General features: G+C 69.2%; 17 protein-coding genes. 9 read left to right on the forward strand and 8 right to left on the reverse strand.

Annotation, left to right across the window (positions count from 1 at the left end):
* Window positions 1-28: 28 nt before the first annotated feature.
* The 5 genes from AMYBE_RS0138280 to AMYBE_RS0138300 form a co-directional block, all read right to left on the reverse strand.
* The gene (locus AMYBE_RS0138280; RefSeq protein ID WP_020664694.1) at window positions 29-598 is read right to left on the reverse strand and encodes a TetR/AcrR family transcriptional regulator; all 570 of its coding nucleotides are present in this window, start codon (window positions 596-598) and stop codon (window positions 29-31) included.
* Window positions 595-1,380 (reverse strand): SGNH/GDSL hydrolase family protein, encoded by a 786-nt coding sequence (locus tag AMYBE_RS0138285; RefSeq protein ID WP_020664695.1) that lies wholly within the window; start codon window positions 1,378-1,380, stop codon window positions 595-597. Before AMYBE_RS0138285 ends, AMYBE_RS0138280 begins: the two co-directional genes overlap by 4 nt.
* A gap of 312 nt (window positions 1,381-1,692) precedes the next feature.
* Entirely contained in the window at window positions 1,693-3,177 is a 1,485-nt protein-coding gene (locus AMYBE_RS0138290) for an aldehyde dehydrogenase (protein ID WP_020664696.1), read from the reverse strand.
* Between the two features lie 25 nt (window positions 3,178-3,202).
* Window positions 3,203-4,522 (reverse strand): MFS transporter, encoded by a 1,320-nt coding sequence (locus AMYBE_RS0138295; RefSeq protein ID WP_020664697.1) that lies wholly within the window; start codon window positions 4,520-4,522, stop codon window positions 3,203-3,205.
* A gap of 17 nt (window positions 4,523-4,539) precedes the next feature.
* Window positions 4,540-5,925 (reverse strand): FAD-binding protein, encoded by a 1,386-nt coding sequence (locus tag AMYBE_RS0138300; RefSeq protein ID WP_027928454.1) that lies wholly within the window; start codon window positions 5,923-5,925, stop codon window positions 4,540-4,542.
* A 155-nt stretch (window positions 5,926-6,080) separates the two neighbouring features.
* Here AMYBE_RS0138300 and AMYBE_RS0138305 point away from each other — a divergent pair, with 155 nt between their 5' ends.
* The 7 genes from AMYBE_RS0138305 to AMYBE_RS0138335 all read left to right on the forward strand — a co-directional run bounded on the left by AMYBE_RS0138305 (window position 6,081) and on the right by AMYBE_RS0138335 (window position 14,342).
* A complete protein-coding gene (locus tag AMYBE_RS0138305; protein WP_020664699.1) occupies window positions 6,081-6,860 on the forward strand; it encodes an IclR family transcriptional regulator in 780 nt (259 codons plus the stop codon).
* Complete coding sequence (locus tag AMYBE_RS0138310; RefSeq protein ID WP_020664700.1) at window positions 6,857-8,062, forward strand: CaiB/BaiF CoA transferase family protein; 1,206 nt, start codon at window positions 6,857-6,859, stop codon at window positions 8,060-8,062. Before AMYBE_RS0138305 ends, AMYBE_RS0138310 begins: the two co-directional genes overlap by 4 nt.
* A complete protein-coding gene (locus AMYBE_RS0138315) occupies window positions 8,059-8,901 on the forward strand; it encodes a citryl-CoA lyase (RefSeq protein WP_020664701.1) in 843 nt (280 codons plus the stop codon). Before AMYBE_RS0138310 ends, AMYBE_RS0138315 begins: the two co-directional genes overlap by 4 nt.
* Complete coding sequence (acnA, locus tag AMYBE_RS0138320) at window positions 8,898-11,471, forward strand: aconitate hydratase AcnA (RefSeq protein WP_020664702.1); 2,574 nt, start codon at window positions 8,898-8,900, stop codon at window positions 11,469-11,471. The genes AMYBE_RS0138315 and acnA overlap by 4 nt, the downstream gene beginning before the upstream one ends.
* A gap of 19 nt (window positions 11,472-11,490) precedes the next feature.
* On the forward strand, window positions 11,491-11,775 hold the full coding sequence (locus AMYBE_RS0138325) for a muconolactone Delta-isomerase family protein (RefSeq protein WP_020664703.1): 285 nt from the start codon (window positions 11,491-11,493) through the stop codon (window positions 11,773-11,775).
* A gap of 845 nt (window positions 11,776-12,620) precedes the next feature.
* Window positions 12,621-13,388 (forward strand): DinB family protein, encoded by a 768-nt coding sequence (locus AMYBE_RS0138330; RefSeq protein WP_020664704.1) that lies wholly within the window; start codon window positions 12,621-12,623, stop codon window positions 13,386-13,388.
* 42 nt (window positions 13,389-13,430) lie between these two features.
* Window positions 13,431-14,342, forward strand: coding sequence for an NAD(P)H-binding protein (locus tag AMYBE_RS0138335; RefSeq protein WP_020664705.1), 912 nt, complete (start codon window positions 13,431-13,433; stop codon window positions 14,340-14,342).
* Between the two features lie 121 nt (window positions 14,343-14,463).
* Here the strand turns inward: AMYBE_RS0138335 and AMYBE_RS0138340 are convergent, their stop codons facing one another.
* Window positions 14,464-15,942 carry a helix-turn-helix domain-containing protein gene (locus AMYBE_RS0138340; RefSeq protein ID WP_169515344.1) on the reverse strand — a complete coding sequence of 493 codons (1,479 nt, stop codon included), beginning with the start codon at window positions 15,940-15,942 and terminating at the stop codon, window positions 14,464-14,466.
* Window positions 15,943-16,042: 100 nt separating this feature from the next.
* On the opposite strand from AMYBE_RS0138340, the gene exaC reads away from it, so the two are divergent.
* Together exaC and AMYBE_RS0138350 are read left to right on the forward strand one after the other, a co-directional pair.
* Window positions 16,043-17,566 carry an acetaldehyde dehydrogenase ExaC gene (gene exaC, locus AMYBE_RS0138345; RefSeq protein WP_020664707.1) on the forward strand — a complete coding sequence of 508 codons (1,524 nt, stop codon included), beginning with the start codon at window positions 16,043-16,045 and terminating at the stop codon, window positions 17,564-17,566.
* A complete protein-coding gene (locus AMYBE_RS0138350; protein WP_020664708.1) occupies window positions 17,566-17,937 on the forward strand; it encodes a DUF779 domain-containing protein in 372 nt (123 codons plus the stop codon). The genes exaC and AMYBE_RS0138350 overlap by 1 nt, the downstream gene beginning before the upstream one ends.
* A gap of 10 nt (window positions 17,938-17,947) precedes the next feature.
* On the opposite strand, the gene AMYBE_RS0138355 is transcribed toward AMYBE_RS0138350, so the two are convergent.
* Entirely contained in the window at window positions 17,948-19,216 is a 1,269-nt protein-coding gene (locus tag AMYBE_RS0138355) for an MFS transporter (protein WP_020664709.1), read from the reverse strand.
* Window positions 19,213-20,589, reverse strand: a complete 1,377-nt coding sequence (locus AMYBE_RS0138360; RefSeq protein WP_020664710.1) for a M20 family metallopeptidase — start codon at window positions 20,587-20,589, stop codon at window positions 19,213-19,215. The genes AMYBE_RS0138355 and AMYBE_RS0138360 overlap by 4 nt, the downstream gene beginning before the upstream one ends.
* Window positions 20,590-20,647: the final 58 nt, after the last annotated feature.

The raw sequence follows: 20,647 nt of genomic DNA on the forward strand, positions 1-20,647 counted from the left end.
CGCGCTGAGCTGGAGGTGCCCAGCCACTTCACCCCAGGTACGCGTCGAGAGTCACCGCGAGCGCCGATTCCGGTGACGGTGCGAAGCTCGCCCCCGCCAATCCGCCCCACAGCCAAAGCTGCGCGAGACCGTGCAGCGCGGCCCACAGTGATGCTGCGACGAGGCGTGGGTCGGTACCCGACCGCAGCCGGTCGTCCTTCGCTTCCGCGCGGTCTAGACGGACCAGTTCGGCGAAGGTGTCGAAGACCGCACTGCTGGCCGCGACGAGACCAGGTTCCTCCGGGTCGATGAGGTCGCGTCGAAACATCAGCTCGAACATCGCCGGGTTCGTAACCGCGAAGTCGACGTACGCGTGACAGGCAGCCGTGACACGTTCGCGCGGGCTGCCATCGGGCAACTGTGCGCCACGCTCAAGCAGCTGGGTAAAGCCAAGCGTCGCGACCGCGGACAGCAGCTCCGCGCGTCCCGAAAAGTGCCGGAGCGGTGCGCCGTGCGACACGCCTGCCGCCTTCGCGATCCCGCGCAGCGTGACGGCTTCGACGCCGGAACCGGTCAGCAGCTCCTCGGCGGTGCGGATCAACCGTTGGCGCGCGCTCATACCTGAGCTTCGGAGAAGGCGACCGGCAGCAGCTCAGGGCGCTTCGGCAGGAAACCGTCGCCGGGAGAACGGCCGATGAGCCGGTTGCGCAGTCGAGTGATGCCCACCGGCAGCACCTCCTGCCACAGCCAGCGCAGGTCGGCGAGCGGGCTCGGCTGGTCCGGCGTGCCCGGCAGCGGTTGCAGCCAGCTGCCGTCGTGTGCGATGTCGAGCCGGTCGAGCACGTGCCCGGCGACGCGCAGATGCCCGGCCTGCGAAAGGTGCAGCCGGTCCGGGCCGAAGTACCGCGAATCGTGCGCCGCGTGGTCCGGCCACAGGTCGACGAGCTTCGCGCCGTAGCTGACCGACGCTTCGCGAATGGCGTCGTTCAGCGCGGTGATCCGCGGGCGCATCCGGTTGCCCAGCGGCATCCGGTGGGCGATGTCGCTCAACGTGAAGGTGACGACCGTCGGCGCGATCTGCGTGCACTGCCGGATCGCGGTGTCCACGCGGCGGGCCACCGTGCGCGCGTCCCAGCCACGGCTCATCACGTCGTTGCCGCCGCCGAACAGCGCGATCAGATCCGGTGCCTGCCGCTCGGCGGCGGGCAGCTGCTCCGCGGCGATCTGGTCGAGCCGGCGGCCGCGAACGGCCAGGTTGGCGTAGCGGAATCCGCCCTCGTCGCGCGCGAGCCGGCCGGCGACGTAGTCCGCCCAGCCGCGGTACTGGCTGTGGTCGGGGTACGGATCGTCCAGCCCCTCGGCGCAGCTGTCGCCGACGGCGACGAACGTGTGGTAGCCCATTCCGCTCTCCGTAACCCCTGGTTCACCTTGTAGACACTGTCTATCAAACTGAGTAGACGGTGTCTACCTCGGGGGTCGCCCGACCTGTCCGTTCGGCTCGGTTGCCGGTGGGGACGATCAGGCCCGGACCGACGTCCTCGGCGCGACCTCGTGCCGGAACGCTGGCCGCGCCGACCGCCGCCCACCTGGCCTAGGACCTGCGGGTCTGCCACCGCTCAACTGTGGCTGCCCAGCCGATGATCCGGCGACCTGATCGACCTCAAGCACCGACGACGTGCGGAGACGAACCGGGATCTCTCGCCAAGCCCAGTGTCAGGCGCGGGGATTGAATGGGTCGGCGATGGTGTTCCCGGTGTCGATCCAGGCGGTCTTGACCTCGGTGTACTCCTCGATGGCGTGGAAGCCGTTCTCCCGGCCGATCCCGCTTTCCTTGAATCCGCCGAACGGGGCGACATGGTTGGTTTTGCGGTAGTTGTTGATCCATACGCTGCCCGCGCGCAGGCGCCGGATCATGCGGTGGGCGCGAGCGACGTCGCGGGTCCAGACGCCGGCGGCGAGGCCGAACGGGGTGTCGTTGGCGATTCGGACGGCGTCGTCTTCGTCGGTGAACTTGATGACCGCCGCGACCGGCCCGAAAACCTCTTCGCGAGCGATCCGCATGTCGTTGGTGACCCCGGTGAAGACGGTGGGCTGGACGAACAAACCCTCGTCGAGCGCGGGGTCGGCGGGCCGCCCGCCACCAGTGGCCAACTGTGCGCCCTCGGCCTTCGCCATCTCGATGTAGTGCAGCACCTTGTCGTACTGGGCCTGACAGGCGACGGTGCCCATTTCGGTTTCGGGGTGGAGCGGGTCGCCGAGCTTGATCTGCGAGGTCTTCTCGGTGAGTGCCGCGACGAACTCGTCGTGGATGTCTTCGTGCACGAGGACCCGTGACCCCGCCATGCAGGTCTGTCCGGTCGCGGCGAAGATGCCCGCGATGACGCCGTTGACGGCGTTGGGCAGGTCGGCGTCGGGAAAGACGATGTTGGGCGATTTTCCGCCCAGTTCCAGGGAAACTCGCGCGAGCCGCTGCGCTGCCGTGACCGCGATCTTCTTGCCGACAGCGGTGGAACCGGTAAAGGCGATCTTGTCGACGCCGTGGTGTTCGGCCAGCGCGGCGCCGACCGGCGCGGCCCCGGTGACGACGTTGACGACCCCATCGGGGAAACCGGCCTCCTGGATGAGCCGGGCGAGGACCAATGTGGACACCGGGGTGATCTCGGAAGGTTTGATCACCACGGTGTTCCCGGCCGCGAGGGCGGGGCACAGCTTCCACAACAGCAACGCCAGCGGGCTGTTCCACGGGGTGATCGCGGCGACCACGCCGATCGGTTCCCGCACGGTGAACACCTGCATGCCCGGCACGCTGCTGGCGAGCGTTTCGCCGAGCGGGCTTTCGGCGACTCCGGCGAAGAAATAGCAGTGGTTGGCCAGTGCGATGGTCTGGCCGGCGACTTCACGGATGAGCTTCCCGTTCTCCAGGACCTGGATGCGGGCGAGTTCGTCGGCGTTCTCCTTGATGAGGTCGCCGAACCGGCGCAGCAGAGTCGCGCGCTGCAGCGGCGTCGAACCGGACCAAGGCCCATCATCGAACGCCCGCCGGGCCGCGGTGACGGCGTCGTCTATGTCCTGGGGCGTGGCGCTCGGCACCTCAGCCCAAGTCTTCCCGTTGAAGGGGTTGACCGACGGGAAGGTGGCACCGTCTGCGGCGTCGCGCCACTTTCCGTCGATCAGCATCGTGTAGGTCTCGGTGCTCATGCCGGTGGTTCTCCCAAACTTTCTTTCAGGCGGAGGCGGGCAGGGCTGGTTCGGGCGCGGTGGACGCCGCATGTTTCTTGTGGCGCACGCCGACGACGGCGACGAGCGAAATGGCGGCGGAGGCGACGGTCAACAGGGCGAGCGGCCACCAGCGGGTTCCGTTGCCGACTAAGGCTTCGGCGACGAACGGTGTCGGAGCGCTGAAGATCAGGGCACCGAGCGCGTTGCTCAACGCGGTGCCGCTGTAGCGGACCTTGGTGTCGAACTGGTCGGCGATGACGCTGGAAATCACGGCGTACACAGTGGCGTGGGCGCCCAGCATCATGACGGTGACGACGAGGCCGGTGAGGAAAACCTGGTCGCGGCCCATGAGCCAGAAGAACGGGAAGACCGCCGCCGCGGTGAACAGGACACCGCCCAGCAGCACGGGCCGGGCGCCGACTCGGTCGCTGGCGGCGGCGACCACCGGCAGGACAAGCAGGTCGATGGCGGCCGCGACCATCACGATGAGCAACGCGGTCTCGCGCGCCATGCCGAGCGAGGTCGTCGCGTAGGTCAGGAAGTACACCGAGATGAGGTAGAAAACGACATTGACCGAGGCTTGGACACCGGTGCCGACCGCGAGCCCCCGCCACGCTCGGGTGAAGACCTCGCCGATCGGTAACCGGACTGTCTGCCCGGCCGATTTGAGCTCGCTGAACTGCTCGGGTTCGGCGACGCCGAGACGGATCGCCAGGCCGACGGCGACGAGCACGAAGCCGGTGAGGAACGGGATCCGCCACCCCCAGGCCAGCAGCTGATCATTGGGCAACGCCGAGACCGCGGACATCACGGCGGTCGCGAGGACCAGGCCGAGCGGGCTGCCCATCTGCGGTGCGGACCCGAACAGCCGCCGCCGCGACGGCGGCGCGTGCTCGACCGACATCAGCACCGCTCCACCCCATTCGCCGCCGACCGCCAGCCCCTGGGAGAGGCGCAGGGTGATGAGCAGGATGGGTGCTGCGATGCCGATCGAGTGGTAGGTCGGCAGCGCCCCGATCAGACCGGTCGAGACACCCATGATGCTCAGGGTCATGATCAGGGTGGACCGGCGGCCGAGCTTGTCGCCGAGGTGACCGAACACCGCGGCGCCGATAGGCCGGGCGACGAACGCGACAGCGAGTGTGGCGAACGACGCGAGCTGTCCGCTGTGCGTGTCGAACGCCGGGAAGAACAGCTTGCCGAAGACCAGCGCGGCGGCGAGGCCGTAGACGAAGAAGTCGAACCATTCGATGGTGGTGCCGACGAGGCTGGCGATGGCGGCACGCCGGGACATAGCCCGGGTGGTCCGCACCGGTTGTGCCATGACTGTCTCCTTTGACATCAGGACGCTGCGCTGGGGACGGTGGAGCGTGCCGCGGCCGCTTCGCCGGCGACGCGGCCGAAGCAGAGGGCACGCAGGACGGAGGTGGCACCGGGGTACTTGTGGTGATAGATCCCGGCGACCTCGCCGACGGCGTACAGGCCCGGGATCGGCGCACCGTCCCGGCCGACGACCCGTGCGTGTTCGTCGGTCTTGAGGCCGCCGAAGGTGAAGGTGATGGCGCAAGTTACCGGCCACGCCACGTACGGAGGCTCGTCGATCGGGCGCGCCCAGTTCGACTTCGGCGGTTCGAGCCCGTTGGTCGACACCCCGTCGAGACGGGTCACGTCGAGGGGACCTGGCTGGGCGGCGGCGTTGTACTTCTTGACCGTCGTCACGAGCGCGGCGGCGTCGAGGTCGAGACGCTCCGCCAGGGCTTCGAGCGTGTCGGCCGATTCGGGTTCGCGGTCGGTCAGGACGGCGCGCGCGATGTCGTGGCGCACCAGTTTCTGGTCCGCGATCAGGTACGCGAACTGGTTGGCGTCGCGCCAGATCCGGTACGCGACCGACTCGAAGGTGTTGTCCGGGGTGTCGGCGCCTTCGTCGAGGAACCGCTCGCCGCGGTGGTCGACGAGGATGCCGTACGGATAGACCATGACCAGTGCTTCCGGTGACCGGGTGCGCGGGTCGACTGGCTCGCCGTGGAAGCGGTCGAACTGCCCGTCGGTCGCCGCCCCGGCACGCACGCCCATCTCGATGCCCTCGCCCTGATTGGCGCGCCCGCCGGGGGCGATGGTCGAAAGCTCGTGCCCTCGCTCGCCGAGGTGGCGGTTGAGCAGTGTCGCACTGCCTTCGAATCCGCCGCAGGCAAGAACGACTGTCGGCGCTTCCCACTGCGTCCCGTCGGCCACGACGACGCCGGTCACGGTGCCGGTCTCGTCCTGGACAAGGGCGTGTGCGGCGGTGTCGTACCGGATGGTGCCGCCGAGGGCCTCGACCCGGGCCGCGAGCGTCTCCACGATCGCCGCGCCACCGCCGACCGGCATCAGCCGCGGGCCCTTCGAGGTCAGGAAGTAGGTGAGGTCCGCCTTCGTGGCGATGCCGTTCTCGTTGAGCCACTGCATGGTGGGCTGGGCCAGCGCGGCCAGCCTCCCGACGATGGCGGCGTCGGTCCGGCCGTCGCTCAGTTCGAGCATCCGGGCGGAAAAGTCGGCCGCCGGCGCGCCGTCCTGTTCGAGCCGGAAGAACGCGCCGGTCCACGCCGTGTTGCCACCGCGCCGGGCCTTCGACGTCCGTTCGAGGACGACTACGCGACCCGTGGGGTGGAGCTCCAGGAACCGCACGGCGGTCGCGAGACCGCCGGCGCCGCATCCGACCACGACCAGATCTGCCTGTTGTCGAGTCACGAAACTCCCTCTCTCTTCCCCTGCGCACCATTGAGCGGTTTCGGGGTTCCGCTGGCCAGTTTGAGCAGTGCGGGAGTCAGGAAAGCACGCGCCATCGGCTCCGTCAACCCACAATGTGGTTTGCATAAACCGTCTGACGGTCTATGGTGGGATTCATGGCTGAGACTGGTACCGCTTCCACGCGGGTCGACGGCGGCGTGCGCAGCATCGCGCGAGCCATCGAGGTGTTGGAACTCTTCGACGTGGCGCATCCGACCCGGCAGCTGCGCGACCTGGTGACGCTGACCGGGCTGCCGAAGACCACCGTGGTGCGACTGCTTTCGACGCTCGAATCGCTCGGGCTGATCGTCGACAGGGGCGACTCGTCCTATGGGCCCGGCCCCGGCTTCCTCCGCTGGGTCAAGCTCGCGGAGTCGTTGTGGGAGGTCGGGCCCGAGGCGCGCAAGATCATGTCCCGGCTGGTGGACGACTGCGGAGAGACCGTCAACGTCTACATCCGGCAAGGGCTCGACCGGACCTCGGTCGCCCAGGTCGAGGGCACCGCGACGGTCCGCAGCGTGGTCGAGGTGGGCGTGCCCTATCCGCTGGCCACCGGGGCCGCGGCCAAGATCCTGCTCGGCGGCGCACCGGAAGACGTGCTGCGAGAACTGGCCGCCCGCCGTTCAGACCTGGCCTGGGAGTCGCTGCGCCGCGAGGTCGACAGCATCCGCGAGGCCGGCTACGCGATAACGCACGGCGAACGCGAACTGGGCGCGTCCGCGGTGGCGGCGCCGATCTTCGGCAAGGACGGCCGGGTCATTGCTGCGCTGTCCGCGAGCGGGCCGACGTCACGCTTCACCGCCGACCGCGTCGGCCGGTACGTCGACGCCGTCACAGCGGCGGCCGGCGAAATCAGCCAAGTCGGCCTTGGCCCGGTGGAGGTGTTTCTTCGATGACCGCGGATCTGCTCGCGGGGGTGCGCGTACTCGACCTGACCAACGTGCTGGCCGGGCCGTTCGCGGGCTATCAACTGGCCTTGATGGGTGCTGAGGTGATCAAGGTGGAACCCCCCGGGACCGGCGACCTGGCCCGTCAGCTCGGCTCCGACCCGGAGCTGTCTCGTGAGGGTCTCGGGGTCTCGTTCCTCGCCCAGAACTCCGGAAAGCGGTCGATCACCGTCAACCTCAAATCGGACGGCGGCAAGGAAGTCTTCGCGAGACTTGTGAAGAGTGCCGACGTTCTGCTGGAGAACTTCCGCCCCGGCGTGCTGGAGCGGCTGGGATTCGGCTGGGATCGCTTGCGGGAGATCAACCCGCGGCTGGTCTACTGTGCTGTTTCCGGTTTCGGCTCGACTGGGCCGATGCGCGGCAGGCCCGCATACGACCAGGTGATCCAGGGACTGTCCGGCATAATGAGCGTGACCGGGACCGCGGAGGTGGCGCCGCTGCGCGTCGGTTTCCCGGTGTGCGACAGCTTCGGCGGGCTTGCCGCCGCGTTCGCGATCTCTTCGGCGTTGCTTCGCCAGCGGCGCACCGGCGAAGGCGCCTTCCTCGACACCTCGATGCTCGACGCCGCGCTGACGGCGATGGGCTGGGTGGTGTCGGATCATCTGATCGGCGGGCGCGAACCGGCCCCGATGGCCAACGAGAACATCACGTCCGCACCGTCTGGAACCTTCGAAACCGCGGGCGGCGAGCTGAACATCGCGGCGAACAAACAGGAGCAGTACGAGATTCTCTGCCAGGTACTCGGTCGCGAGGAGCTGATCAACGATCCGCGGTTCGCCACCCGGGAGGACCGCAAGCGCAACCGGCAGACACTGCGAGCCGAGCTGGAGACCTCGCTCAAGGCGAAGACCGCGGCGGAATGGGACGAGATCCTGCTCGGCACCGGAGTGCCCGCCGCCCCGGTGATCTCGGTCCCCGAGGCACTGGTCTCCGCGCAGGTCGCGCACCGCGAGCTCGTCACCTCGGTGCCCTCGCCTGCGGCAAGCGGCGGTGAAGTGCGGGTGCTCGGCGCGCCCACCCAGGTCGACGGCGCCCGGGTCTCCACGGACCTGCGGCCACCGAAGCTCGGCGAACATACCGAGGCGATCCTGCGCGAACTGGGCTGCGGGAAGGCCGAAATCGCGCGGTTGCGTGAGGAGAAGGCGGTATGACTTCCGCACGGGACAAGGCGATCCATGCGACGTCGACCCGCGACGTGACCGACTGGTGGGCCACCGCGGTGTCCGACATCGAGCCCGGGGTCATCCGGCTGCGCGGCTATCCGGTGCAGGAGCTGATCGGGAACGCCGGCTTCGCGGAAACTATCTGGCTCCTGCTCCGCGGAGAGATGCCGCGCAAGGCCCAGGCCGCCTTGCTGGAGAAGGCACTCGTCGCCGCCGTGGACCACGGCCCGCAGGCACCGTCGATCGCGGCCGCCCGGATGGCGGCGACCTGCGGGGTCGGGCTGCACGGCGCGATGTCCACTGGCGTCGGGCTGCTCGGAGATGTGCACGGGGGAGCCGGGCAGCAGTGCATGGCCGTGCTCGCCCGCATCCGCGAAGCGTCTGAAAAGGACGGTGTCGAGGCTGCGGTCGCCAAGGCGCTGAAAGACTTTCGGGAGCGACGGCGGCACGTGCCTGGCTTCGGGCATCGCTTCCACCCGCGCGATCCGCGCCGGGATCCCTTGCTTCAGGCCGTATCCGAGCAGGTCGTGGCCGGCGTCGTCGAGGGGCATTGCTTGAGGATCGCCGAAGAACTCGAACGGCAGCTGGCAGCGGGACGGACCGCGCCGGTCCCGATGAACATCGACGGTGCCACCGCCGTCGTCTACGCGGAACTCGGCTTTCCGCCGGAACTGGGCCGCGGGTTGTTCATCCTGTCGCGCTCGGTCGGGATCCTGGCCCACGCCTGGGAAGAGACCCAATCCGGGCGTCGGATCAAGGGGCCGATTCCCCCGCCCCTGCTGCCCGCCTACGTCGGCACCGCCGAACGCCAGGTGCCGCAGCCGTGACGCTCGACTCCTTCCGCGCGACGCGCTCGCTGCCCGGCGGTAGCCGCTTCTTCAGCCTTCCCGCCGCCGAAGCCGCGGGAGCGGGCCCGCTGAGCCGTCTGCCGCACGCCAGCCGCACCCTGGTGGAAAACCTGCTGCGCCACGAGAACGGCCGGACAGTTACCGCCGATCACATACGCGCGCTGGCCGAACGGGACACCACCACCTCGATCCCCTTCCACCCAGAACGTGTTCTGCTGCAGGACGCCTCTGGCATCCCAGTGCTGGCCGACCTGGTCGCTTTGGCCGAACGCGCAGCCGAGCTCGGACTCGACCCGGCCGCCGTCGCGCCCCGGCGGAGAATGGACCTGGTCGTCGACCACGCGCTGGAACTCGACGCAGCCGGATCGGCACTGGCGGCCGGGCTGAACCTCGACCGCGAATACGACCGCCACGCCGATCGGTACCGGTTCCTGCGCTGGGCGCAGACCCGCTTCCCGGGCCTGCGTGTCGTGCCACCCGGCATCGGGATCTGCCATCAGCTCAACCTCGAGGTCTTGGCCGACGTGGTCACCGGCGGGCCGGTCGCCCGGTTCGACTCCGTAGTCGGCACCGACAGCCACACCACCATGATCAACGCGTTGTCCGTGACCGGCTGGGGAGTCGGCGGCATCGAAGCGACCGCCGCCGCTCTCGGCGAGCCGATCCTGCTGCGGGTACCCGAAGTGGTCGGCGTCCGGCTGACCGGTGCCATTCGGTCGGGAGTGCTGGCGACCGACGTCGCACTGACCCTTGCCGCGGTGCTGCGGGCACACGGAGTCGTGCAGCGGATCGTGGAATTCCACGGGCCGGGCCTTGCCGCGTTGCCGGTTCCGGACCGCGCCACGATCGCGAACATGGCACCCGAGTACGGCGCGACCATGGCCTATTTCCCCGTGGACGCCCGGACACTCGACTACCTGGGTCGCACCGGCCGCCCGGCGGGCGAGATCCGCGCCTACCTCGCGGCGCAAGGGATACTGTCCGGAATCGAGCCCGACTACGATGATCTGATCGAGCTGGACCTGACCACAGTGGACCGGACCCTGTCCGGTCCCTCGCGGCCGCACGAGACCCTTCATCCAGGCGACCTGCGCCGGCCGACGACGGCACGCCGTCCTGGAGAACTGTCCGAGGGCGACGTGGTGATCGCCGCGATCACGAGTTGCACCAACACCTCCAACCCGCGAGCAATGGCCGCCGCCGGTCTGCTGGCCCGCAACGCGGTAGCTCGCGGACTCACCGTCGCGCCGTGGACCAAGACCTCACTGACTCCAGGCTCGCGAGCGACCGCGGAGTTGTTGCGCACCAGCGGGCTGCAGTCCGCGTTGGACAAGCTGGGTTTCCAGGTCGCCGGGTATGGCTGCGGGACCTGCATGGGCAACTCCGGCCCGCTCCGGGACGATCTGGTCCGGCAGATCCGTGCGCGCGGCCTCTCCGTTGCGGCCGTGCTGTCGGGAAACCGGAACTTCCCCGGCCGCATCCACACCGACGTGACCCACTCCTACCTGGCTTCACCACCGCTTGTCGTCGCGTTCGCCCTCGCCGGGCGCACCACGATCGACCTCGACTGCGACCCGCTCGGCACCGGCCGGGACGGCAAGCCCGTACTACTGGAAGACATCTGGCCCTCCGAAACGGAAATCGACGCGACCGTCACGGCTGCCGAGCACCGGTCGCCGGGCCGCGGTGCGTCCCTGCCGATGACGACGGATCGCTGGCAGCAACTTCCATTCCCCGCAGGCGCAAGTTACGCATGGGACGAGCAGGAAACCGGGCTGATCCGGCGTCCCCCGTTCGCCGACGCCGCGGCATGCGAACCCCTTCACTCGGGAAACATCACCGGAGCCCGGCCGCTGCTGGTCCTCGGCGACGACGTCACCACCGACCACATCTCCCCGGTCGGGCGCATCCAGCCCGGCTCGGCAGCCGGCCAATGGCTCACCGAACGAGGCGTCGCACCGGAAGAACTCGGCAGCTACAGCGCCCGGCGGCTTAACCACGAAGCGATGCTGCGGGGCGGCTTCGCTAACCCTCGGCTGCGCAACAAACTCGCGGAGGGCAGGGAGGGCGGCTGGACGCGCCTGCTACCGGACGGCGACATCATGCCGGTTCACGCCGCAGCGGCCGCATACGCGCGGCGCGGCACGCCGGTGGTCATCGTCGCCGGGCGCTCCTACGGCGTCGGCTCCGCCCGTGACTGGGCCGCGAAAGTCACCCGCCTGCTCGGCGTGCAAGCCGTACTCGCTCAAAGCTTCGAACGCATCCACCGCACCAACCTCGTCGCACTGGGCGTACTGCCCGTCGAGTGCCCCGCGCTGGGCGGATTCGACGCCGACGGAACCGAGGAGTTCGACATCCTTGGCCTGGACGTCGGGCCCGCTGTCCAGGCACCGCTGACCGTCATCGCACGCCGAGGTGAACGGGTCGTGTTCGAACAGGCCGCGCTCGCCCGCATCGACACCGAGGTCGAGCAGACCTGGATGCGCGCGGGCGGCCTGCTGCCCCGGCTCCTGGCCGCCCCGGCTCCAGTGGCCAACCAATCCCGATAGCTACGAAAGGACCCCGGTCATGCAGTTCCTGGTTCTCAGCCGCAGGTACACCGAGCGGTACGAGGACGCCGAGTTCGACGCCGTCATCCCCGACGAAACCCGACGTGTGCGTCAGCTCTATGCCGCCGGAGTGGTGCGCCAGATCTGGCTGCGCGACGACATCCCTGGAGCCTGCTTCGTCATCGAAGCTCCAGACGAACAGGCCGCGCGATCCACGGTCGACGCGTTGCCGATGGCCCAGTCCGGCCTGTCCGAGTTCACCGTCATCCCACTGCTCCCATACCGGGGATTCGGACCCCGCTGAACACCGACGAGAACATCGCTCGCGCCACCCGGCGCGAGCGATGTCAGTGTCGCCGCCCCTTTCTCCGAACAGGCAACACTCGCCCGTGGTTGGCTCGATGAACTACCACCGCGCGCCGGCCGTCATCCGGTCCGACGTCCGCGAGCACCACGCGAGACCCGGACAGCCCAGCTCTGCGGACTCTCGCTTGCCAGCACCGGTCCTTGCGCTCACCACCGTTGAGGAGGATGCGCTCGCCGGGCCATCCGTTGGCCTGCGCCCCGGCGTCTCCTATACCGTCCGCAGCCACTCGGCAACGGCGGGCTAATCGGCGTCCGTGAGGCCATGCCGGGGGGTCGACGCGGTGTAGTAGCGCAGGTGCCCGGTGGTGTGCCCGCACCCATTCCCGATCGGTGCCGGTGATCTCATCGTCAACCCAGATGAATGGACGTCCAGCCGCCCAGTCGACCACCGGCAACTGCGGAAGGCCCAGTCGCGGCGACAGGCACTCGTTCGCCGCGGCGGCCCATGTGGTGGACCAGACCAGGTCGCAGGGCAACGTGGCCAGACGGGGACCATGCCCGGGGTCGAGCCTGGCTAGGAGGGGGTTCGAGCTGGGGGTAACGGGATGAGCGGCCCGTCGACGTCGAGAAAGAGCAGCGGCCGTTGCCGGGAGCCTGTCACAACAGCACGATAGCCGCCGATCTTGGGGCAGTGTCTTTGTGCGTGTTGATTATGCGGACTAGCCCGAGTCCGCCAGCACCGCACGTCGGCACCGTGGCAACCTTCCAAGTTCGCCCGGACGGGACACGAATCGCCAACGAGTGGCCCTGTGCATGGGGGAGGGTGTCCGCGAAACTGCTGTGATGGTCTCCGAATACGCCCAGAGCGACCAATTCCGCGGCGCTCGCATCCACCTGTGCGACCTTGCCGGCCTTGAGATCCGCGATTGCGAAGTGAACGGCCTGAAGATCGTCGACTGTTACGGCAGCGACATCTACCTCGGCGGCGTTTTCGAGCGCGTCGTCGTCAACGACGTCGATGTGACCGCCTATGTCGAGGCCGAGCTCGACCGCCAGCACCCCGCACGGGCGCTGGCGCGGGATGCGGTTTCTCCCGAGGACTACCAGGCTGCGTGGCACGCCATCGAGACCTTATGGGCCGAGACGCTCGGCCGGGCGAGGCTGCTGCCTGCTGCCAAACTGCACGAGCGGGTGGACGACGAGTGGTCCTTCGTCGAGACACAACGGCATCTGCTGTTCGCGTGCGATGCCTGGCTCGGGAACGCCGTGCTTGAGGAGGAAGCGCCCTATCACCCGCTGGGCTTCCCTGCCGGAGGGATGCCGCCCGACGCCGCGGCGAAGCTCGGACTCGTCCTGGAGGCCAGCCCGACACTTGAGGAGGTACTCGCGCCGCGGCTCGCTCGCATGGCCGCGATGCGACGGGTCATCGACGAGCTGACCGCCGCCGAGCTCGACCGGGTGTGTGGTCGCAAGCCCGCAGAGCCGTATCCGGACCAGGAGTACGTCGTGCGCCGCTGCCTCAAAGTAGTGCTGAAAGAAGAAGCCGAGCACCATCGTTACGCGGTGCGCGACCTCGCCGTGCTCGAGGCAGGTCTGCCTGAACTGCGGTAGTCCCGGCGTTGACAACGGGCGAGCGGCTGGCAGGCTCGGCTCATGAAGATCTTGGTGGTGGGCGGCACTGGCCTGCTGGGCCAGCATGTGCTCCACGAGCTGCGGAGCCGCGGCCACGAGACGACTGCGGTGGCGCGTACGCAACGTGAGGGGGTCGACAGGGTTCTCGACGTCTCGAAGGCGTCTCGTGCCGAGCTGCGCGCGGCGCTCGACGGTCACGACGGCGTCGTCTTCGCAGGCGGGATGGACGACCGTGCGGTCGGCCGAGGGCCGGTCGAGCCTCGGTTGCGCGCGGGCAATGTCGCTCCCGTCGCCGCGTTGCTGGAAGCTGCGCGGGAAGCAGGCTGTACGCGAGCCGCGGTGCTCGGCTCGTACTACACGCACTTCGACCGCGTACACCCTGAGTGGGGGTTGGCGGCGAAGCATCCGTACGTGCGCAGCCGACTCGAGCAGGCCCGCGTCGCGCGCGAGACCGCGGGACCGGAGCTGCCGGTCGCGATGATCGAAGTGCCGTTCGTGTTCGGAGTCGCGGACGACCGGGTGCCGCAGTGGTCGGTGCCGATCGTGAAGTGGGTCCGGTCGAGTTCGCCGCTCTTCGCGCCGCCGGGCGGCACTGCCGCGACGAGCGCGCGCGGCGTCGGCGTCGCGACGGTGGACGCGCTGGAGGAGGCGTCGGGCGCGGACATCCCGGTAGCGCAGGAGAACCTGCGATGGGACGACATGTTCACCCGGCTGGCGACCGCGGCTGGACGCCCCCGCCGGGTGCGGACCATGCCGTCCGGCCCGGTGCGCGGGGCGTTCAAGATCGGGGGATTGCTCAACGGGCTCACCGGCAAACAGCCGGGGCTGACCGTGCAGCACTTGGACGACCTGCTGCTGCGGGAGCTGTACGTGGACCCAACGCATCCCGGTCCGGTCGACGACGCGATCCGGGAAACCGCCACTGCCCGCTAAGGCCCTGCCCCAATGTGGCATTGGGTGCATGTGACGCACCGAATGCCACATTGGGTGCATGTGACGCACCGAGTGCCACATTGGGTGCATGTGACGCACCGAATGTGGCATTGGGGCGGTCTCAGCCCAGCCTGCTCCGATGCGTCCGCACTGCCGCCAGCCGCGGATCCGACGGAGCCAGCGCGGCCGTCAGCGCGTCCACCACGGCCAGATCGTCGACCCCGCAGGAGGTTTCCCAGAACGCCCACAGCGTGTCCGCGTCCCCGCTGTTCAACGCGAGCTGCCGAACCTGTGCGCTGATCGACTCCCGTTCGTCCAGAATCGCTGGCGCCTCCGACTCCACCAGCAACGGACCCCGGAACGACCGCACCGCCGCCGCCGCGTCGCCGGCCCGCAAGGCGGCCTTGGCGCGCAAGAAATCCGCGTCGACCGTCGCTGCCAGCCGGTACGGCCGGGTCTGCAGGACGCCAGTGCCGAGCTGGGTCCGCAACCGGTGGATCTCGGCGCGCACCGTGACCGGATTCCCGGACTCGCCGTACAGCTGCAACGCCAGCTTCTCGGCCGACAGACCGCGCGGCTGAAGCGCCAGCAAGGTCAGCAATTCCGCGTGCCGCAGGGTGTACGGGACATCCCGTCCGTCCACAGTGGTCGATCCGGGGCCGTCGGTGAGGTATTCCAGCGACAGCTGTCGCCGGGGTGCCGAGCCGGCGGTGGCCAGGCGGAGCAGGAAGCCCTCGTCGAGCGGGTCGACAGTGGCGATCCGGCCGTCCGGCAGGGTGATCGTGCCGCCGCCCTTCCGTACCTCCACCGCGGACGGAAGGTTGCACGCTTCGGCGGCCAGCACCCGCCCGCCCGCGGACAACAGCGCGCCCGGCTGGCCTCGGAGGGACAGAAGGTGCGGCATGTTCGCCCGCCGGACCCTTTCGTCGCGCACCGCCAGCTGGGCCCGCAGCCGCCCCTCGGCGAGCTGTGCGGTGGCCGTGACCAGCGACAACATCGCCGGGTGGACGGTGCGCAAGGGGCCGCTGACGTCGATCGAGCCGAGCAGGACGCCGGTGTCCGGGTCGCGGACCGGAGCCGCCGCGCAGGTCCAGGTGTGATAACGGCGGACAAGGTGCTCGGCCGAGTAGATCTGCACCGGCTTGCCGGTCGCGAGCGTGGTGCCCATCGCGTTCGTGCCGATCGCCTCTTCGCTCCAGCGGGTGCCCTCGGTGAGCGCGACGCGGTCCGCGCGCAGCAGCACGCCGCTCGCGCCCTCGCGCCAGAGGATCAGCCCGTTCGCGTCGGTCACGATCATCATGTGCTCGGCGTCGTCGGCGATGCTCACCAGCATCTCGCGCAGCAGCGGCAGCACCGGCGCGAGCGGATGCTCGGCGCGCAAGTCGGCGAGTTCGTCCGGCTCGCAGATAAGCGGGGCCTCGCCGGCGTCCGGGTCGACGTGCGCGGCCAGCGAACGTTCCCACGACGCGGAGATGACCGAGCGGGGCGAATGCGACGCCGAGGCCCCGGAGAGCACCGCCGCGCGGACGTCCTTGAGCAGCCGCGCGTACGACTCCGGGTCGCGCAGCAAGTCGGGCTCGGGCGTCTCTGCCACGGAAATGAGAGTAGAGACCCTGGTCACGCGTCTGCAACGTCGGTGCAACGTTGCCCGGCCTACGGTCGCTGCCGACCGTCACCGACCAGCAACGAGGCAGGGCAAGATGGCCGTATACGCCGCACCGAACACCGACGGCTCCGTCGTCGACTACGAGACTCGCTACGACCACTACATCGGCGGCGAATACGTCGCGCCGGCGAGCGGGCAGTACTTCGAGAACCCGACGCCGGTGACCGGCAAGACCTTCACCGAGATCGCCCGTGGCACCTCGGCCGATGTGGACCGTGCGCTCGACGCCGCCGAGGGGGCGGCGCCGGCCTGGGGCCGCACGTCGCCGGAGGAACGCGCGAACATCCTGCTGAAGATCGCCGACCGGATGGAGCAGAACCTCGAGAAGATCGCGGTCGCCGAAGCCTGGGAGAACGGCAAGCCGGTCCGCGAGACGCTGGCCGCCGACATCCCGCTGGCCATCGACCACTTCCGCTACTTCGCCGGCGCCCTGCGCGCCCAGGAGGGCGGCATTTCGCAGATCGACGAGAACACCGTCGCCTACCACTTCCACGAGCCGCTCGGCGTCGTCGCCCAGATCATCCCGTGGAACTTCCCGCTGCTGATGGCGGTGTGGAAGCTGGCTCCGGCGCTGGCCGCGGGCAACGCGATCGTGCTCAAGCCGGCCGAGCAGACGCCGGCGTCGATCCACCTGCTGCTGTCGATCATCGGCGACCTGATCCCGCCGGGCGTGCTGAACGTCGTCAACGGATTCGGCGTGGAAGCGGGCAAACCGCTCGCCTCGAGCAACCGGGTGCGCAAGGTCGCGTTCACCGGCGAGACCACCACCGGCCGGCTGATCCTGCAGTACGCCAGCGAAAACATCATCCCGGTGACGGTGGAACTGGGCGGCAAGAGCCCGAACATCTTCTTCAACGACGTCGCCGCGCAGAACGACGCGTTCTACGACAAGGCGCAGGAGGGCTTCGCGCTCTTCGCGCTTAATCAGGGCGAGGTGTGCACCTGCCCGTCGCGCGCGCTGGTCCAGTCCGGCATCTACGAGAAGTTCCTCGGCGACGCGGTCGAGCGCGTGAAGAAGATCAAGCAGGGCAACCCGCTCGACACCGAGACGATGATCGGCGCGCAGGCGTCGAACGACCAGCTCGAAAAGATCCTTTCCTACATCGACATCGGCAAGCAGGAAGGCGCGAAGGTGCTCACCGGCGGCGGGCAAGCCGACCTGGGCGGCGACCTCTCCGGCGGCTACTACGTGCAGCCGACGGTGTTCGAGGGCGACAACAAGATGCGCGTCTTCCAGGAGGAGATCTTCGGTCCGGTGGTGTCGGTCGCGAAGTTCGACGACTACGCCGACGCGCTCAAGATCGCCAACGACACGCTGTACGGACTCGGCGCCGGAGTCTGGTCCCGCGACGGCAACACCGCCTACCGGGCGGGCCGCGACATCCAGGCCGGCCGGGTGTGGGTGAACAACTACCACGCCTACCCGGCGCACGCGGCCTTCGGCGGCTACAAGGCGTCCGGCATCGGCCGCGAGACGCACAAGATGATGCTGGACCACTACCAGCAGACGAAGAACATGCTGGTGTCCTACTCGGACCAGGCGCTGGGCTTCTTCTGATGGCCCAACGGGTAGCCCTGACCCCAGCCGCGGCAGACCTGCTGCGGCGGCTGGGGTCCGCCCACGGCCCGGTGATGTTCCACCAGTCCGGCGGTTGCTGCGACGGCAGCGCCCCGATGTGCTACCCGCTCGGCGAGTTCCGGGTCGGCTCCCATGACGTGCACCTGGGAGACCTCGCGGTGGAAGGAATCGACTCGGTGCCGGTGTGGATGTCCGGGCCGCAGTTCGAGTACTGGAAGCACACCCACCTGACGATCGACGTGGTGCCGGGGCGGGGAAGCGGGTTCTCCCTGGAAGCCCCGGAGGGAGTGCGGTTCCTGATCCGGTCGCGGCTGTTGAGCGACGAGGAATCGGCTGAACTGAACGGATAGCGCTCGCCGCTCACCGGATCCCGCGGGTCCGGTGAGCGGCGGACAACGCGGCGAGGCTGACCGCCGCGGTCGCCACCAGGTAGTAGCCCGGCGAGATCGGCGACCCGGTCGAGGTGACCAGTGCGGTGGCGATAGCCGGGGTGAACCCGCCGAAGATGCCGACCGCGGCGTTGTAGCTGAAGGCAAGGCCGGTGGCTCGCGTCCGCGCCGGGAACGCGTCGGCCATCACCGCCGGCAGCGGTCCGAAGTAGACCGCCTTCAGCAAGCCGAGCACCGCCATCGCGACCGCCAGCACAGCGAACGAGCGCGCCGACGTGACCCAGACGTACAACGGCAGCACGGAAATCCCGATCAGCGCCGCGGCGACGGTCATCATCCGGACCCGTCCGTACCGGTCCGACAGCAGTCCGGCCAGCGGCGGCACCAGGGTGAGCAGCACCGACGTGATCAGCAGCGCGGTGAACGAGGCCGACGCGTTCAGTCCGAGGTTCTTGATCGCGAACGCGGGCAGCGACTGCAGGATGAAGTTCAGCGACGTCGACACCACCAGCGCGCCGCCGGCGATCAGCACGCCGCCCCAGTGCTTGCGGAACAGTTCGCGCACCGCCGACCGCGGCCGGTCCTCCGCCGGACGCGGGGCCTCGTCGACATGGCGGCGCAGGTAGTAGCCGACCGGGCCGACCAGCAGGCCGAAGACGAACGGGATCCGCCAGCCCCAGGTCGTCATCTCGGCAGCGGGCAGCAACGCGGTCAATCCGGCGGCGAACGCCGAGGACAGCAACGTAGCCAATCCCTGGCTGGCGAACTGGAAACTGCCCAGGAACCCCTTGCGCCGGTCGTCGTGCTCGATCAGGAACGACGTCGCCGCGCCGAATTCGCCGCCGGCCGCGAAGCCTTGCAGGAGCCGGGCGACGATCACGCCGATCGGGGCCAGTGCGCCGATCGTGTCGTACCCGGGCAGGACCGCCAGCAGGAAGGTGCCGACGACCATCAGCCGGATGGTCAGCACCAGCGCGCGCCGCCGGCCACGGCGATCGGCGTACGAACCGAGGATCAGCCCGCCCAGCGGCCGGATCAGGAAGGTGATGCCGAAGACGGCGTACGCCTCCACCAGCTGGATGCCGGGATTGTCGCCGGGGAAGAACGATTTGCCTATGTAGCCCGCCATCAACGCGTAGACGGCGATGTCGAACCATTCCAGCGCGTTCCCGATGACAGCCGCGGCGACTGCCCGGCGCGTGCCGGCACCGGTGCGGGGCTTGGTCGCGGAGGTGTTCATCGGACCTCCTTGCCGGACTGGCCGAGTGCGTCGAACAACGCAGTGGCGAGGACGAGACCTTCGCGGGCGATCGGGGCGAGCAGATGCTCGTCCGGCGCGTGCTGCAGACAGCCCGGGTAGGAGTGCGGCAGCCACAGCGTCGGCAGGCCGAGAATGTCGGTGAAGACGTGGTTGGGCAGGCCGCCGCCGAAGCTGGGCAGAGTGGCGAGTCCGGTGTCTGAGAGGACGGCCTGCGCCCACCTCACCCACGGGTTGCCGACCGGCGTCCGGCTGGCCGGATAGCTCTCCGACAGGCTCACCTCGACCATCGAAAATCCTTGGGCAGCCAGGTGTTCCTGGATCGCTTCGGACATTCCGCCGAGCGTTGTCCCGGTGACGTAGCGCAGTTGCAGCACCGCGCGCGCCCGGCCGGGAATGGCGTTGACCGGACGGTCGACGTCGGCCGCGCCGAACGCCAGCACCTCCAGGGTGTTCCAGCCGTAGAGCCGTTCGGCGGCGGTCAGCCCAGGAGCACCCCAGTCCGGGTCCGGGACCGGATCGCCCGGGGTGTTCGCGACCGTCACGTCGGCGAGTGCTTCGCGCACGGTGTCCGGCAGCTCGTTCGGCAGCAGTTCCGGCACGCGCACCCGGCCGTGTCCGTCGACCAGGCACGAGATCGCGCCGGCGAGCGTCGTCGCGGGGTTGCGCAGCAGGCCGCCCCAGTTGCCGGAATGGTAGGCATCCGGCCGGAGATCGACGTCGAGATTGATCCGGACCCCGCCGCGCGCGCCGAGGAACAGAGTCGGCGTCACGGCGTCCAGCCGGGGGCCGTCGGAAGCGATCAGCACGTCCGCGGCCAGCAGGTCCCGGTGCTGAGCGGCGAACTCGGCGAGACCTGGCGACCCGATTTCCTCCCCGGTCTCGAAGAGGAACTTGAGGTTGAACCCGAGCGCGCCGCGGTGTTCCCGGACCAGCCGCAACGCGGTCAGGTTGACCAGGTGCTGGCCCTTGTTGTCGGCGGCGCCGCGGCCGTACCAGCGCTCGCCGTCGGCGGTCAGCGTCCACGGGTCGCGGCCCTCGCTCCACTGACCGGCGTGCCCGTCGACCACGTCGGCGTGCCCGTAACACAGCAGCGTCGGCAGCTCGGGCGACTCGATCCGGGTGCCGACGAGGAACGGGCCGCCGCTCGGGTCCGGATTGGGGAAGGTGTCGACCGTGCAGCCGAGCGCGGTCAACGCGGGCGTGAGCACCTCGTCCAGGTATGCCCTGACAGCAACGCTGCCCTCCGGGCTCGTGCTCACGGTCGGGTAGCTGACCATCCGGGCGAGTTCGGCGAAGAATGCGCCGGAGCTCACCTGGCGCCGGGCTTTGTCGAGCAGTTCCGTCGGTGTCACGAGGGTTTCTCCCCAGGGTCGAGGCCGCTGTCGGCGCAGCGTAAGCCGCGGTACCAGG

It is taken from the genome of Amycolatopsis benzoatilytica AK 16/65, assembly GCF_000383915.1.
In the GTDB taxonomy this organism is placed as follows: Bacteria; Actinomycetota; Actinomycetes; order Mycobacteriales; family Pseudonocardiaceae; genus Amycolatopsis; species Amycolatopsis benzoatilytica.

Bases quoted from the DNA above. Each gene is read 5' to 3' on its own strand.
- AMYBE_RS0138280 (WP_020664694.1), bottom strand. From the start codon at position 598: ATGAGCGCGCGCCAACGGTTGATCCGCACCGCCGAGGAGCTGCTGACC.
- AMYBE_RS0138285 (WP_020664695.1), bottom strand. From the start codon at position 1,380: ATGGGCTACCACACGTTCGTCGCCGTCGGCGACAGCTGCGCCGAGGGG.
- AMYBE_RS0138290 (WP_020664696.1), bottom strand. From the start codon at position 3,177: ATGAGCACCGAGACCTACACGATGCTGATCGACGGAAAGTGGCGCGAC.
- AMYBE_RS0138295 (WP_020664697.1), bottom strand. From the start codon at position 4,522: ATGGCACAACCGGTGCGGACCACCCGGGCTATGTCCCGGCGTGCCGCC.
- AMYBE_RS0138305 (WP_020664699.1), top strand. From the start codon at position 6,081: ATGGCTGAGACTGGTACCGCTTCCACGCGGGTCGACGGCGGCGTGCGC.
- AMYBE_RS0138310 (WP_020664700.1), top strand. From the start codon at position 6,857: ATGACCGCGGATCTGCTCGCGGGGGTGCGCGTACTCGACCTGACCAAC.
- AMYBE_RS0138315 (WP_020664701.1), top strand. From the start codon at position 8,059: ATGACTTCCGCACGGGACAAGGCGATCCATGCGACGTCGACCCGCGAC.
- AMYBE_RS0138325 (WP_020664703.1), top strand. From the start codon at position 11,491: ATGCAGTTCCTGGTTCTCAGCCGCAGGTACACCGAGCGGTACGAGGAC.
- AMYBE_RS0138330 (WP_020664704.1), top strand. From the start codon at position 12,621: ATGGTCTCCGAATACGCCCAGAGCGACCAATTCCGCGGCGCTCGCATC.
- AMYBE_RS0138335 (WP_020664705.1), top strand. From the start codon at position 13,431: ATGAAGATCTTGGTGGTGGGCGGCACTGGCCTGCTGGGCCAGCATGTG.
- exaC (WP_020664707.1), top strand. From the start codon at position 16,043: ATGGCCGTATACGCCGCACCGAACACCGACGGCTCCGTCGTCGACTAC.
- AMYBE_RS0138350 (WP_020664708.1), top strand. From the start codon at position 17,566: ATGGCCCAACGGGTAGCCCTGACCCCAGCCGCGGCAGACCTGCTGCGG.
- AMYBE_RS0138355 (WP_020664709.1), bottom strand. From the start codon at position 19,216: ATGAACACCTCCGCGACCAAGCCCCGCACCGGTGCCGGCACGCGCCGG.